Source organism: Bradyrhizobium sp. USDA 4486, from assembly GCF_054057995.1.
Genome location: NZ_JBSRZV010000001.1, coordinates 7,358,902 through 7,373,200, shown reverse-complemented (window position 1 = coordinate 7,373,200; position 14,299 = coordinate 7,358,902). Strand labels below are relative to the sequence as shown.

General features: G+C 63.7%; 12 protein-coding genes and 1 pseudogene. 6 read left to right on the top strand and 7 right to left on the bottom strand.

Annotation, left to right across the window (positions count from 1 at the left end; translation table 11 throughout):
• The first annotated feature begins 54 nt into the window (after positions 1-54).
• Positions 55-516, top strand: a complete 462-nt coding sequence (locus tag ACVWY3_RS34800) for a hypothetical protein (protein WP_456842480.1) — start codon at positions 55-57, stop codon at positions 514-516.
• 34 nt (positions 517-550) lie between these two features.
• On the top strand, positions 551-1,054 hold the full coding sequence (locus ACVWY3_RS34795; protein WP_456842479.1) for a hypothetical protein: 504 nt from the start codon (positions 551-553) through the stop codon (positions 1,052-1,054).
• Between the two features lie 108 nt (positions 1,055-1,162).
• On the opposite strand, the gene ACVWY3_RS34790 is transcribed toward ACVWY3_RS34795, so the two are convergent.
• Positions 1,163-1,618: an Lrp/AsnC family transcriptional regulator gene (locus tag ACVWY3_RS34790; RefSeq protein ID WP_456842478.1), complete on the bottom strand. Its 456-nt coding sequence runs from the start codon at positions 1,616-1,618 to the stop codon at positions 1,163-1,165.
• A gap of 153 nt (positions 1,619-1,771) precedes the next feature.
• Between ACVWY3_RS34790 and ACVWY3_RS34785 the strand changes: the two genes are divergently transcribed.
• Complete coding sequence (locus ACVWY3_RS34785) at positions 1,772-5,221, top strand: indolepyruvate ferredoxin oxidoreductase family protein (protein WP_456842477.1); 3,450 nt, start codon at positions 1,772-1,774, stop codon at positions 5,219-5,221.
• Positions 5,222-5,285: 64 nt separating this feature from the next.
• Here the strand turns inward: ACVWY3_RS34785 and ACVWY3_RS34780 are convergent, their stop codons facing one another.
• Positions 5,286-6,197, bottom strand: a complete 912-nt coding sequence (locus ACVWY3_RS34780) for a LysR family transcriptional regulator (protein WP_456842476.1) — start codon at positions 6,195-6,197, stop codon at positions 5,286-5,288.
• A gap of 249 nt (positions 6,198-6,446) precedes the next feature.
• Between ACVWY3_RS34780 and ACVWY3_RS34775 the strand changes: the two genes are divergently transcribed.
• From ACVWY3_RS34775 to ACVWY3_RS34765, 3 genes and pseudogenes are all read left to right on the top strand, one after another.
• On the top strand, positions 6,447-7,628 hold the full coding sequence (locus ACVWY3_RS34775) for an HlyD family secretion protein (protein ID WP_456842475.1): 1,182 nt from the start codon (positions 6,447-6,449) through the stop codon (positions 7,626-7,628).
• 115 nt (positions 7,629-7,743) lie between these two features.
• Positions 7,744-9,361: pseudogene (locus ACVWY3_RS34770) on the top strand (MDR family MFS transporter).
• 23 nt (positions 9,362-9,384) lie between these two features.
• On the top strand, positions 9,385-9,846 hold the full coding sequence (locus ACVWY3_RS34765) for a carboxymuconolactone decarboxylase family protein (protein WP_456842474.1): 462 nt from the start codon (positions 9,385-9,387) through the stop codon (positions 9,844-9,846).
• A gap of 135 nt (positions 9,847-9,981) precedes the next feature.
• Here ACVWY3_RS34765 and ACVWY3_RS34760 read toward each other — a convergent pair whose 3' ends face one another.
• The 5 genes from ACVWY3_RS34760 to ACVWY3_RS34740 form a co-directional block, all read right to left on the bottom strand.
• Entirely contained in the window at positions 9,982-10,842 is an 861-nt protein-coding gene (locus ACVWY3_RS34760) for a D-amino-acid transaminase (protein ID WP_456842473.1), read from the bottom strand.
• A 160-nt stretch (positions 10,843-11,002) separates the two neighbouring features.
• Positions 11,003-11,734, bottom strand: coding sequence for an amino acid ABC transporter ATP-binding protein (locus ACVWY3_RS34755; protein WP_456842472.1), 732 nt, complete (start codon positions 11,732-11,734; stop codon positions 11,003-11,005).
• A 12-nt stretch (positions 11,735-11,746) separates the two neighbouring features.
• Positions 11,747-12,439, bottom strand: a complete 693-nt coding sequence (locus ACVWY3_RS34750; RefSeq protein WP_456842471.1) for an amino acid ABC transporter permease — start codon at positions 12,437-12,439, stop codon at positions 11,747-11,749.
• A gap of 3 nt (positions 12,440-12,442) precedes the next feature.
• Complete coding sequence (locus ACVWY3_RS34745; RefSeq protein WP_456842470.1) at positions 12,443-13,174, bottom strand: amino acid ABC transporter permease; 732 nt, start codon at positions 13,172-13,174, stop codon at positions 12,443-12,445.
• A gap of 125 nt (positions 13,175-13,299) precedes the next feature.
• Positions 13,300-14,211 carry an amino acid ABC transporter substrate-binding protein gene (locus tag ACVWY3_RS34740; RefSeq protein WP_456842469.1) on the bottom strand — a complete coding sequence of 304 codons (912 nt, stop codon included), beginning with the start codon at positions 14,209-14,211 and terminating at the stop codon, positions 13,300-13,302.
• Positions 14,212-14,299 lie beyond the last annotated feature (88 nt).

Genomic DNA, 14,299 nt, shown 5'->3' with positions numbered 1-14,299 from the left:
TAGTGCCGCGCGGAAAGCGGACTTACATCCGAATTGCTGACGAGCCGTATCGCCGTGAGCGCCGGCACCAGCGACATCACGGCGACCGCCGTGACTGGAGACATGAAGCCGATGAAGACAATCCACAACCTCGTGTTGGCGCTCGCCCTCACACTGACAGGTGCAACTCTCATGGTCGATTCAGCCCAAGCCCAAACACAAGCACCAGCCACCTCGCCGACAACCGGGGTCATGGTCATCCTGACCGTCAAGGCGGGCATCACCCGCGAACAGGTGATGGCTGTCATGCCCGATGAAGTCAGGCAGACCGTTCAGCTCTACCTCAACGGGATGGTTCGAGAATGGTATTCGCGGTCCGACGGACGCGGCGCCGTCTTCCTGCTGAACGTCAAGGACGCCGCCGAGGGGCACGCGATCATGGACGGCCTGCCGCTCGCCAAGCAGGAGCTTGTGGACCACGAATACATCGCGGTCGGCCCGCTGATGCCGCTCCGTCTGCTCATGACGAAGCCCTGAGCGGCCTACCAAATAATCGCAAGGGAATCTGAACGTGCCACCTGACTTCAACCTGCCGTTCGTGCTCAGCGTCGCCGGCGCCTTCCTGACAAGCGGGGTGGTGGCCACCATCTACGTCTGGCCGGCACTCCGCACCATGCCGCGCTTTGACGCCTTGAGGCTTCTCGCAGCCTTCAACGCGTTCAGGTTCCTGGGCATGAACTTCATGGTCACCGGGTTCGTCTCATCGGAGCTGAGCCCGGATTTCGCCGGCCAGGTCGGCTGGGGCGATCTCATCGCCGCCACCCTCGCGCTTGTTTCGATGGCGGCACTCTCCTGGCGATGGTCGATCGCCGTTCCGATGGTCTGGATATTCAACGTCTGGGGCACGCTTGATCTTCTGAACGCCTACTACATGGGCGCGACGAAAATCCAGACTCCCGGCCTCTTCGGTGCCGGCATTTACATTCCGGCACTTTATGTGCCGCTGCTGCTCGTCAGCCACGTTCTCGTCTTCATGATTCTGCTGAGGGCTGGATCCGACGCAAAAACGGCGTGACACGATCAACGGTGCGAGGGTGGGCAAAGGCGCTCTTGCGCCGTGCCCACCAGCTTTCCGCCACCGTGAACGAATGGTGGTTTGCCCTACGGTACCGTGCCAGCGTCATCAGAACGGCAGCGCAACGCCGGTCTTGATCTCCTTCAGCACCACGTTGCTGCGGACGTAGCGGATGCCGGGGATGCGGAACATGAACTCGTCGAGGAAACGGTTGTAGGCCGCCATGTCCTGCACGACGACACGCAAATGATAGTCGGCATCGCCCGTGGTCGCAAAACACTCCAGCACCTCGCGACGTTTCGTGACGCGGGCCACAAATTCGTCGACGAATTTGGCGTCGTGCCGCTCCAATGAGACGTGGAGGATGGCCGACATCGCAAAGCCCGCCTGCTCGCGCGCGACCAGTGCCGCATAACCCTGGATGACACCGCTCTCCTCCAGCGCCCGCACCCGGCGCCAGCAGGCCGAGGTCGACATGCCGACCTCATCGGCCAGCTGCTGGTTGGTGGCGCGGCCATCCTTCTGAAGATGGGCGAGTATTCGCGTGTCCTGTTCTTCGATCATGAGGACCCCTCAGATCGGCAACATCTACCAAATTTGACTGCCTGACGCAAAATTTTACCGGATTCGCGATCAATTCGGGGAAAATAGGTAAGACCTACCACCCGCCCGGGCCTAACCTTCGCTGATCGGCAGGGATGCCGCGCGAGGTCCGCCATGGACACCATTCCGTCACTCGACACCTATGAGCTCTCCGATCGTTACGACCGCGAGGAGGGCCGCGTCTTCCTCACGGGCACGCAGGCCATCGTCCGCATCGCGCTCGACCAGATCAGGCGCGACCGCGCGGCGGGGTTGAACACCGCGGGCTTCATCTCCGGCTATCGCGGCTCGCCGCTCGGCGGCATCGATCTCGAGCTTTGGCGCATCCAGGAACGACTGAAGCGCGACACAATCGAATTCCTCCCCGCCGTGAACGAGGACCTCGCCGCAACCGCGGTGCTCGGCTCGCAGCAGGTCGAGACGCAAGCCGACCGCGAGGTCGATGGCGTGTTCGGGCTCTGGTACGGCAAGGGTCCCGGCGTCGATCGGTCCGGCGATGCGCTCAAGCACGGCAACGCCTACGGCTCCTCGCCACATGGCGGCGTGCTGGTGGTGGCCGGCGACGACCATGGCTGCGTCTCGTCGTCGATGCCGCACCAATCCGACGTCGCCTTCATGAGCTGGTTCATGCCGACGCTGCATCCGGCCAGCGTCGGCGAATACCTCGAATTCGGCGAATATGGCTACGCGCTGAGCCGCTTCTCCGGCATGTGGGTCGGCTTCAAGGCGATCTCGGAGATCGTGGAATCAGGCGCCTCCGTCTTGCTGCGCCCGCCGCGCCTCTTCCACACGCCCGACTTCACGCCGCCGCCGGGCGGCCTGCACTATCGCTGGCCCGATCTGCCGGGCCCGCAGATCGAGGAACGGCTGGAAGCGAAGAAGCACGCGGTCTACGCCTTCGCCAAGGCCAATCCGGTCGATCGCCATATCTACGACATTCCCAATGCCAGCTACGGCATCGTCACCACGGGCAAGGCGCATCTCGATCTGATGGAGGCGCTGCGGCTGATGGGGCTCGATGAGGCGGCCTGCCGCAGCATCGGCATTGACATCTACAAGGTTGGCATGATCTGGCCACTGGCGCTGCATGACGCGATGGAGTTCGTGAAAGGCAAGCGCGAAATCCTCGTGGTCGAGGAAAAGCGCGGCATCATCGAGAGCCAATTCAAGGAATATTTCTACGACTATCCGGGCAGCAAGCCCGAGCGCATGGTCGGCAAGCACGACGAGCGTGGGGCGCGGCTGATCTCCTGGATCGGCGAGTTGTCGCCGCGCGCGCTGGCCGGCGTGCTCGCGCGCCGGCTCGATCCGATGTTTCCCGGGCTCAATCTCGCCGCGCGGGCCGCCGCCTTGATGCCGGAGGCCGCGCGCACGATCAACGTCGCCGGCGCCACGCGCACGCCGTATTTCTGCTCGGGATGTCCGCACAACATTTCGACCAAGGTCCCCGAAGGCTCGAAGGCGCTGGCCGGCATCGGCTGCCATTTCATGGCGAGCTGGATGGACCGCGAGACCTCGTCGCTGATTCAGATGGGCGGCGAAGGCGTGAACTGGGCGGCATCGTCGCGATTTACCGGCAACAAGCACGTCTTCCAGAATCTCGGCGAAGGCACCTATTATCACTCGGGCTCGATGGCGATCCGCCAGGCGATCGCGGCCAAGGCAAACATCACCTACAAGATCCTGTTCAATGACGCCGTGGCGATGACCGGCGGCCAGCCGGTCGATGGCCCCGTCAGCGTGCACGCCATCGCGCACAGCGTCCGCGCCGAGGGCGTCGCCCGCATCGCGCTGGTCTCGGACTATCCCACGCAGTTTGCTCCGGCAGACCTGCCCGGCGGGGTCACCATCCATCCGCGCGAGGAGATGGACGCGGTCCAGCGCGAACTGCGCGAAATCCCGGGAGTCTCGGTCCTGATCTACCAGCAGACCTGCGCCACCGAGAAGCGGCGGCGCCGCAAGCGCGGGCAGCTCGCCGACCCCAAGCGCTTTGCCTACATCAACGACCTCGTCTGCGAGGGCTGCGGTGATTGCTCGGTCGAGTCCAATTGCCTCAGCGTCGAGCCAAAGGACACGCCGTTCGGCCGCAAGCGCCGGATCAACCTGTCGGCCTGCAACAAGGATTTCTCCTGCCTCAACGGCTTCTGCCCGAGCTTTGTGACCGTCGAAGGCGCGATGCGCCGGAAGAAGAGCGCAAGCGAGATCGATGCAGTCGGCCATGCCGCCACGCTTCCCCTGCCCGCGCCTGCCACGCTGGACCGGCCCTACGATCTGCTCGTGACCGGCGTCGGCGGTACCGGTGTGATCACGGTCGGCGCGCTGATCGGCATGGCCGCGCATCTGGAACGAGGCGGCGTCTCGGTGCTCGACTTCACCGGCTTTGCGCAAAAATTCGGTCCGGTGTTGAGCTATGTCCGGCTTGCCGCGACACCGGATGCGCTGCATCAGGTTCGCATCGACCAGGGCGCGGCCGATGCGCTGATCGGCTGCGACCTCGTCGTCAGCTCCTCGCCCAAGGCGTCCGGCACCTATCGCCGCGGTACCCGCGCGGTGGTCAACATCGCGGAGATGCCGACCGGCGACGTCGTTCGTTTCCGCGACGCTGATCTGGCTTCGCCTGCCCGCCTGCGCGCAATCGGTCATGTCATTGGCGAGAACAATCTCGACACCGTCAATGCCAATGCGCTGGCCGAACGGCTGCTCGGCGACACCGTCTACGCCAACATCATCATGCTCGGCTTTGCCTGGCAGCACGGGCTGGTGCCGGTCTCGCTATCCGCGCTGCTGCGCGCGATCGAGCTCAACGGCGTCGCGGTCGAGCGCAATAGGCAGGCCTTTGCCTGGGGTCGCATCGCCGCCGCCGATCCGGACTTCTTGCCGCAGACGAGCGCGACGCCGCAAGCCGAGACGCTGGACCAGATCATCGATCGTCGCGCCGATTTCCTCGCCGACTATCAGGACGGGACCTATGCGGCGCACTATCGGACAATCGTCGCAAAGGTCCGCAACGCCGAAGCGTCCCTGAATAGCACGGCACTGACCAAGGCGGTTGCCCGCGCCCTGTTCAAGCTGATGGCCTACAAGGATGAGTACGAGGTCGCGCGCCTGCATATGCAGAGCGGCTTCCTCGACGAGTTGAAGCGCGAGTTCGAGGACGGTTTTAGCGTCCAGTATCACCTCGCTCCGCCGTTCCTGTCCTCCAAGCACGACGCCCGCGGTCGTCCGCGCAAGCGCGCCTTCGGCCAGTGGATCCAGACGCCGCTCGCCGTGCTGGCGCGGTTGAAGCGGTTGCGCGGAACGCTGTTCGATCCGTTCGGCTACACCGCCGAGCGGCGCATGGAGCGCGAGCTGATCGGCTGGTATGAAGGCCTGATCGAACGCATGCTCGGCAGTCTCGACGCCGCGCGCCTGTCCGACCTCGTGGTGATCGCAAAAGCGCCGATGGAGATCCGTGGCTACGGCCCGGTGAAGGACGCAGCGATCGCGAAAGTGAGGCCCGAGGTCGAGCGGCTCGCTGCGAATTTGACGACACCGGCAACGCAAAAGATGCGCGCCCAAGGTTGACAAGGGAGATGGTGGGCACGGCGCTTTGCACCTTTGCCTACCCCACGGCACTGATGGCCGCATCTCACGCATAGGGATTGACCAGCTTCTGCTGCTCGGCGCTGTGGTGCACGAGCAGGTCGATGAAGGTCCTGACTTTCGCCGACAGATGATGCCGGTGCGGATAGACCGCGTTCATCGACAGCTCGACCGGCCGATATTCCGGCAGCAGCCGGACGAGCCGGCCGGAATCGAGATCGTCCTGGACGAGAAACCCCGCCATCAGGCAGACGGCAGCCCCCTCCAGCGCCACCCTGCGCAGCGCTTCTCCGCTGTTGGTGACGAAGCGGCCCGAGATGCGCACTGAAGCCGGCGCGCCCTTGCGATCGAAGAAGCGCCACTCGTCGCCGAACGGATAGTTCAGGTGACGGGCGCAATTGTGCGCGGTGAGCTCGTCGAGCCGCTGCACCCGGCCGTGCTTGTCGAGATAGTCGTGGGAGCAGCACAGGACGTGACGCCAGGTGGCAAGGCTCCGCACGATCAGGCTTGAATCCGGCGGCGGGGTCATACGCACGGCGACGTCGTAGCCTTCCTCGATGAGATCGACGTCGGCCTCGCCCATGCGCAGATCGATCTTGAGCTCCGGATAGCTCGACAGCAGCTTCGCGACCACGGGCGCAACGAACGGCACCATGTGGGTGGCAACGTGGATGCGCAGCGTGCCGCGCGGCACCGACTGCAATTCGCTCGCAATGTCGTCGGCCTGCTCGATATCGGCGAGGATCTGGACACAGCGGTCGTAATAGGCCTTGCCGATCTCGGTGAGGTTGACCTTGCGCGTGGTGCGGTGAAGCAGCCTCACACCGAGCCGGTCTTCCAGGGCCTGAACGTGATTGCTCACCATCGTGGTCGACATGTTGAGCTTACGGGCGGCTGCGGAGAAGCCGCCGGTCTCGACCACCCGGCTGAACACTTCGAGGCTCGTCAATCGATCCATGGCCGCCGATTATCCCGTTTCGATCGATAATCGGAAGGAATTCACTCCGATTATCTTGGACACACGCTCTCATCCCGCTCGCAGCTTCGTTCGGGGCCGCACAGCAATCCCTCTGGGCGGTCGCCGGCCTGCTTCGATAGCCAGGACCCGGGGATTATCCACGTCTGATGGATAATCCTTCCAGAATTTCGCAGATTATCTTCAAAGCCGGTAGGAACGATAGTCTCACGTAGTCGATAGGAGACTGCCATGTCCGAGATGCCCCGCACGGATAATTTCAAGCAAGCGACTGAAATCGTTCAGGATTACGCGAAGACGCCGGCGGCTGCTCCGGCCCGTAACATGGTCCGGCGCGCGGCATTGGCTGTCGCGCTCCTCGCAGGCACGGCGACGATTGCCTATTACGGCCACGACTACTGGACCAACGGCCGCTACCTCGAATCCACCGACGACGCCTATGTGAAGGCCGACTCCACGATCATCGCGCCGAAGGTCTCCGGCTACATCGCCAAGGTGCTGGTCGGCGACAATGAGCGGGTCAAGGCCGGCCAATTGCTGGCGAAAATCGACGACCGCGACTTCAAGGCGGCGCTGAATCAGGCGAGAGCCGACGTCGCCGCCGGCGAAGCCTCCGTGCGCAACATCGATGCGCAGCTCGAACTCCAGCAGCCGATCATCGACCAGAGCACCGCCGATGTCGCCGCCGCCGACGCCAATCTGAGATTCGCGCAGGAGGAGCGCGCACGCTACGACGACCTGATGAAGTCGGGCTCCGGCACGATCCAGCGCGCACAGCAGACCGATGCGGCGCTGCGCGCCAGCAACGCGCAATTGCAGCATGCCAAATCAGGTCTCGTCGCCGCGCAGCGCAAGGTCGACGTCCTCACCACCCAGCGCGCCCAGGCCGCCGCGCAGCTCGACCGCGCCCGCGCGGTCGCGGAGCAGGCCGCATTGAATCTGTCCTATACCGAGATCACCGCGCCGGTCGACGGTACCGTCGGGGCGCGAAGCTTGCGCGTCGGCCAGTTTGTGCAGGCCGGCACGCAATTGATGGCGGTGGTGCCGCTCGATGCGGTCTATGTGGTCGCGAACTTCAAGGAGACGCAGCTCACGCATGTGCGCCCCGGCCAGCCGGTCGAGCTCCGCGTCGACAGCTTCCGCAGCCAGACCCTGCACGGGCATGTCGACAGCCTGTCGCCGGCGAGCGGTCTCGAATTCGCGCTGCTGCCGCCTGATAACGCCACCGGCAATTTCACCAAGATCGTGCAGCGCGTTCCCGTGAAGATCGTGCTTGACGACCACCGCCTGACCGGACTGCTCCGGCCCGGCATGTCGGCGGTGCCGACCGTCGATACGAAGCAGACGGTGCTGGCCGAACGCGACACGGCCAAGCGCCTCGCCGAGAACGCGCCCCGCCCGAACGGCAGCTGAGGTCGGTTGACCGGCAGGATTATCAATTCCTGCCGGACGATGCTTCCTCAACTTCCTCGATGATCGAAACCCATCGCCTGATGCATCCTGTCTCCATACCCGAGACGAGGCTTCCATGAGCACGCTCCACCCCGCTCTCAACACCGCTTCCGCCACCAGCATCCGCACTCCGGCCGCACCTGCCGCGCCGGTCATTTCCGCCAAAACCTGGATCGCGGTGATCGGCGCCACGCTCGGCGCCTTCATGGCGGTGCTGAACATCCAGATCGTCAACGCTTCGCTGGCCGACATCCAGGGCGCGATCGGCGCCGGCATCGACGACGGCGGCTGGATCTCGACCTCCTATCTGATCGCCGAGATCGTGGTGATCCCGCTGTCGGGATGGCTTGCGCAAGTATTCTCGATCCGGATCTACCTGCTCACCAACGCGGTCCTGTTCCTGGCCCTGTCGGCGGCTTGCGCCCTGGCGCAGGACCTGCCGCAGATGATCGTGCTGCGCGCGGTGCAGGGCTTTACCGGCGGCGTGCTGATCCCAATGGCGTTCACGCTGATCATCACGCTGCTGCCGCGCGCAAAACAACCCGTGGGACTTGCCATGTTCGCGCTGTCGGCGACGTTCGCCCCCGCGATCGGCCCGACCATCGGCGGCTATCTCACCGAGAATTTCGGCTGGCAGTACATCTTCTACGTCAACCTCGTGCCCGGCGCGATCATGGTCGGCATGCTCTGGTACGCGCTCGAGGCCAAGCCCATGAAGCTGGCGCTGCTCCGCGAGGGCGACTGGGCCGGCATCGTGACCATGGCAATCGGCCTGTCCGCGCTTCAGACCGTACTGGAGGAAGGCAACAAGGACGACTGGTTCGGCTCGCCCTTCATCGTCAAGCTCAGCGTGATCGCGGCCGTGGCGCTGACCGCTTTCCTGATCATCGAGCTGACGGTGAAGAAGCCGCTGCTCAATCTGCGCCCTGCTGGCTCGCCGCAATTTCGGCTTCGGCATGCTGGCGAACTTTCTGCTCGGCATCGCGCTCTACGGCTCGGTGTTCATCCTGCCGCAATATCTGTCGCGCATCCAGGGCTACAACGCCGAGCAGATCGGCATGGTGCTGGCCTGGACCGGATTGCCGCAGCTCCTGCTGATTCCACTGGTGCCGCGTCTGATGCAGAAGTTCGACGCGCGCATCATCATCGGCATCGGCTTCGTGCTGTTCGCAGCGTCGAACTTCATGAACATCTATATGACCAACGACTATGCGGCCGACCAGCTGTTGTGGCCTAATGTCGTTCGTGCCATCGGCCAGGCACTGGTGATGGCGCCGCTGTCGGCGGTGGCGACTGCAGGCATCGAGGCGGAGAACGCCGGCTCGGCCTCCGGCCTGTTCAACATGATGCGCAATCTCGGCGGCGCCGTCGGCATCGCACTGCTCCAGACCGTGTTGACCAAACGCGAGCAATATCACTCCAACGTGCTGATGCAGTCGGTCTCGGTGTTCGAGCAGGCGACGCGGACGCGGCTGGAGCAGCTCACGCAGTATTTCATCAATCACGGCGTGCTCGACCATGCGGACGCCGCGCATCGCGCCTATGTCGCGATCGGCCATACCGTGCGGAAGCAGGCCTATATCCTCGCCTTCAGCGACACCTTCTATCTGCTCGGCATGGCGCTGATCGTCGCGCTGGCCGCCGTCCTGTTCCTGAAGAGGGCCGGCCAGACCTCGGCCGGCGGAGCCCACTGACCCCAGCCAGAAGGAGAACGACCATGAAACCGCGCATGAACTTCCACCAAGCCGCCCCCGACACGATGAAGGCGTTGATGGCGCTGGAGGAGCAGATCCAGTCGACGGGTCTGGAGAAATCGCTGATCGAGCTCGTCAAGATCCGGGCCTCGCAGATCAACGGCTGCGCGTTCTGCATCAACATGCACACCGAGGACGCCCGCAAGCGCGGCGAGACCGAGCAGCGCATCTATCTGCTCAACGCCTGGCGGGAGTCCCCGCTCTACAGCGACCGCGAACGCGCGGCGTTGGCCTGGACTGAAGCCGTGACGCTGATCTCGGAGACGCACGCGCCCGATGAGGTTTACGAGCAGGTCCGTGCGCAATTCTCCGACGCGGAGACGGTGAACCTGACCATGCTGATCGGCGCCATCAATGCCTGGAACAGGATCGCAATCTCGTTCCGCGCGGTTCACCCGGTCAAGGTGAAAGCGTCGGTGGCGTGAGGCGCGACACGCTCATCGAAGTAGGTCTCGTAGGGTGGACAAAGCGAAGCGTGCCCACCTTCAGTCAACGAGAGAAAAAGACGTGGGCACGGCGCAGTGCGCCTTTGCCCACCCTACGATAGCGGAGTGTGCGGCTTAAACCGCCGTCGCCCTGGCGAACTCCACGTAGATCTCGCGCAGGCGCGTGGCCATCGGGCCGGGCTTGCCGTCGCCAACCTTCTTGCCGTCGATCGCGACCACCGGCTGCACGAACAGCGATGCCGAGGTCGCAAACGCCTCCTTCGCGGCCAGCGCCTCTTCCACGGTGAAGGAACGCTCCTCGACGCGGAGCTGGCGCTCCTCGGCGAGTGCGACGACCGCCTTGCGGGTGCAGCCCGGCAGGATGGTGTTGGAGTTCTTGCGGGTGACGATGACGTCGTCCTTGGTGAGGATGAACGCCGACGACGAGCCGCCTTCGGTGACGTAGCCGTCTTGCAGCATCCAGGCTTCGCCGGCGCCGGCTTCGGCCGCGGCCTGCTTCGCCAGCACCTGCGCCAGCAGCGCCACGCTCTTGATGTCGCGGCGCTCCCAGCGGATGTCGGGCACCGTGATCACGCTGATGCCGGTCTTGGCCGAGGCGGCGTTGATGATGTCCTTCTCGGAGGTGAACATCACCAGGCTCGACTTGACGTCGCCCTTCGGGAAGGCGAAATCGCGCCCCTTGTCGGCGCCGCGCGTGACCTGGAGGTAGACGAGCCCGTTCTCGACCTTGTTGCGCGCGATCAATTCCTTCTGCAGTTCGGTGATGCGCTCGACGGTCTCCGGAAGCTTCAGCTTGATCTCGCCGACCGAGCGCTCCAGCCGCGCCAGATGCGAGGCGTTGTCGACCAGCTTGCCATCGAGCACGGCCGAGACTTCGTAGATGCCATCGGCAAACAGGAAGCCGCGATCGAGGATCGAGACCTTGGCGTCCGCGAGCGGGACGAATGAACCGTTGACGTAGGCGATCGAGTCCAAGGCGGGTCTCCTGGCGGGAAAGGGGGATTAGGGCTGCTATACGAAATTTGCGGGCGCCGATAAACCTCACACCGGTCATTCCGGGGCAATGCGAAGCATTGAACCCGGAATCTCGAGATTCCGGATTCGCGCTACGCGCGCTCCGGAATGACGACAGTGCCTAATGCGAGAGAATCTTCGACAAGAACTTCTGCGCGCGGTCGCTGCGCGGCTTGCCGAAGAAATCGTCCTTCGGGGCGTCCTCGACGATCTCGCCTCGGTCCATGAAGATCACGCGGTTGGCGACCTTGCGGGCAAAGCCCATCTCGTGGGTCACGACCATCATGGTCATGCCTTCGCGGGCGAGGTCGACCATGACGTCGAGCACCTCGCTGACCATCTCGGGATCGAGCGCCGAGGTCGGCTCGTCGAACAGCATCACGATCGGGTCCATGGCGAGCGCACGCGCAATCGCGACGCGCTGCTGCTGGCCGCCGGAGAGCTGCGCCGGAAACTTCTGCGCCTGCTCCTTCAACCCGACGCGCTCCAGCAGTTGCATACCCTTCTTCACCGCCTTGTCGTGCGAGCGGCCGAGCACCTTCTCCTGCGCGAGGCAGAGATTGTCGATGATCTTCAGGTGCGGGAACAATTCGAAATGCTGGAACACCATGCCGACGCGCGAGCGCAGCTTCGGCAAATTGGTCTTGGGATCATTGACCTTGGTGCCGTCAACCAGGATGTCGCCGCTCTGGAACGGCTCCAGCGCATTGACGCATTTGATCAGCGTCGACTTGCCCGAGCCGGAGGGGCCGCAGACCACCACGACCTCGCCCTTCGTGACATTGGTAGTGCAGTCGGTCAGCACCTGGAAGGTCGGGCTGTACCATTTGTTGACATGGCTGATTTCGATCATGGTCGACACGCTCTAGCGAATGATGGCGATGCGCGCCTGGAGGCGGCGAACGCCGAAGGACGCGATACAGGAGATGGTGAAGTAGACGACGGCTGCAAACAGATACATTTCGACCAGACGGCCGTCGCGCTGTGCGACCTTGCTCGCCGCACCCAGGAAGTCGGTGATCGAGAGAACGTAGACCAGCGAGGTGTCCTGGAACAGCACGATGGTCTGCGTGATCAGGACCGGCAGCATGTTGCGGAACGCCTGCGGCAGCACGACGTAGCGCATGGTCTGGGTGTAGGTCAGCCCGAGCGCACTGGCGGCCGCCGGCTGTCCGCGCGAGATTGACTGGATGCCGGCGCGCATGATCTCGGAGAAGTACGCCGCCTCGAACATGATGAAGGTGATCAGCGAGGATGCGAATGCGCCGACGCTGATCGGGCGCGAGGCGCCGGTCAGCCACTGACCGATATAAGGCACCAGGAAGTAGAACCAGAAGATCACCAGCACCAGCGGCAGCGAACGCATGAAGTCGACATAGATGCCGGCGATGCGGCCGAGCAGCTTGAGCCCGGACAGGCGCATCAGGGCGAGCGCCGTGCCGAACACCAGGCCGCCGAGCGCGGCAAGCGCGGTCAGCGTCAGCGTGAAGGTCATGCCCTCGTAGAACAGATAGGGCAGCGCGCGGCGGATGACGTCGAAATCGAAATTGCCGAGCATCGCTTATTTCCCCGTGATGTAGCCGGGGATTGCGACCCAGCGCTCGAGGAAGCGCATCGCGGTCACGACGACGGCGTTGACGAGGAGATAGAGGATGGTCGCGGCGGTGAAGGCCTCGAACACCTGGAACGAGAATTCCTGCATCGAGCGCGCCTGTCCGGTCAGTTCGAGCAGGCCGATGGTGATCGCGACCGCCGTGTTCTTGATGGTGTTGAGGAACTCGGAGGTCAGTGGCGGCAGGATGATGCGGAACGCCATCGGCAGCAGCACGTAGCGATAGCCCTGCACGGTGGTGAGGCCGAGCGCAGTCGCCGCCATCTTCTGCCCGCGCGGCAGCGAGGAGATACCGGCCTGCAATTGCACGGCGACGCGCGCCGACATGAACAGACCAATGCCGATCGCCGCCGTCCAGAACGGCGCGTTCGGCAGTTGCTTCAGCCACAGGCCCGCGCCTTTCGGCAGGATTTCCGGCAGCACGAAGTACCACAGGAACAGCTGCACCAGCAGCGGCATGTTGCGGAAGAATTCGACGTAGCAGAAGCCGAACCAGTAGGCGCCCTTGGAGGGCAGCGTGCGCATGACGCCGACGATCGAGCCGGTGATCAGCGCGATGATCCAGGCCAGCACCGCGGTCTTGAGGGTCAGCACCAGTCCGGACAGCAGCATGTCGAGATAGGTGCCGGTCCCCATCGGGTTCGGCTGGAAGAAGATTCCCCAGTTCCAGTTGTAGTTCACGTGTCCCCCGCGCGAACGCGCCTGTCGGAAATGTCCCGGCGCCTATGCAAATGTCCGGCCACATCCCTCCAGAATGGCCGGCATGTCTTCCCTCTCCCCGTTTGCGGGGAGAGGGAAACAGCATCTTACTTGTAGTCGTCCGGGTTCGGCGAGTCCGAGGGCTTCGCGAACTCGTGCTTCAGCTCTTCCGACATCGGCGTGTTGAGGTTCAGGCCCTTCGGCGGGATCTTCTGCATGAACCACTTGTCGTAGATCTTGGCGCCCTCGCCGGACGTGTAGAGCGCAGCCGTCGCCGCATCGACCACCTTCTTGAACGGCGCGTCATCCTTGCGCAGCATGATACCGTAGGGCTCGGGCTTGGAGAACGCGTCCTTGGAGATCGCGTAGTCATCCGGGTTCTTGGAGCCGGCGACGAGGCTCGCGAGCAGGATGTCGTCCATCACGAAGGCGACCGCGCGGTCTGTCTCGACCATCAGGAAGGCTTCGGCGTGGTCCTTGGCCGGAATGATGTTGGCGCCGAGGCCCTTGGCGACGTTCGCTTCGGTCAGCTGCTTGATGTTGGTGGTGCCGGCGGTCGAGACCACGGTCTTGCCCTTGAGGTCGTCGATCGACTTCAGCCCACTCGACTTCTTGAAGACGTAGCGGCTGGCGGTCAGGAAGTGCGTGTTGGTAAACGAAACCTGCTTCTGGCGCTCGGCGTTGTTCGTGGTCGAACCGCATTCGAGATCGATGGTGCCGTTGGCCATCAGCGGAATACGCGTCGCCGACGTGACCGGGTTGAGCTTGACCTCGAGCTTGTCGAGCTTGAGCTCCTTCTTCACGGCATCGACGATCTTGTAGCAGATGTCCATCGCGAACCCGACGGGCTTCTGGTTGTCGTCGAGATAGGAGAACGGGATCGAGGAGTCGCGGAAGCCCAGCGTGATGGTGCCGGTGTCCTTGATGTTCTTCAGCGTGCCGGTCAGCTCCTGGGCCCCGGCCTGGCTGACGGCGAAGGTCGCGGCGAGCGCGAGCCCGATGCTACGGAAATGTTTCACTTTTTTCTTCCCCTTTCAGGATGATGCGGGCGGGATGCAAGCACAAAATGGGCCGGAATAGAATGTGACTTTTGGCTGGACCGGAGGC

Excerpts from the sequence above, each read along its gene's own strand:
- ACVWY3_RS34775 (WP_456842475.1), top strand. The coding sequence starts at position 6,447 with ATGTCCGAGATGCCCCGCACGGATAATTTCAAGCAAGCGACTGAAATC.
- ACVWY3_RS34785 (WP_456842477.1), top strand. The coding sequence starts at position 1,772 with ATGGACACCATTCCGTCACTCGACACCTATGAGCTCTCCGATCGTTAC.
- ACVWY3_RS34790 (WP_456842478.1), bottom strand. The coding sequence starts at position 1,618 with ATGATCGAAGAACAGGACACGCGAATACTCGCCCATCTTCAGAAGGAT.
- ACVWY3_RS34750 (WP_456842471.1), bottom strand. The coding sequence starts at position 12,439 with ATGCTCGGCAATTTCGATTTCGACGTCATCCGCCGCGCGCTGCCCTAT.
- ACVWY3_RS34765 (WP_456842474.1), top strand. The coding sequence starts at position 9,385 with ATGAAACCGCGCATGAACTTCCACCAAGCCGCCCCCGACACGATGAAG.
- ACVWY3_RS34755 (WP_456842472.1), bottom strand. The coding sequence starts at position 11,734 with ATGATCGAAATCAGCCATGTCAACAAATGGTACAGCCCGACCTTCCAG.
- ACVWY3_RS34780 (WP_456842476.1), bottom strand. The coding sequence starts at position 6,197 with ATGGATCGATTGACGAGCCTCGAAGTGTTCAGCCGGGTGGTCGAGACC.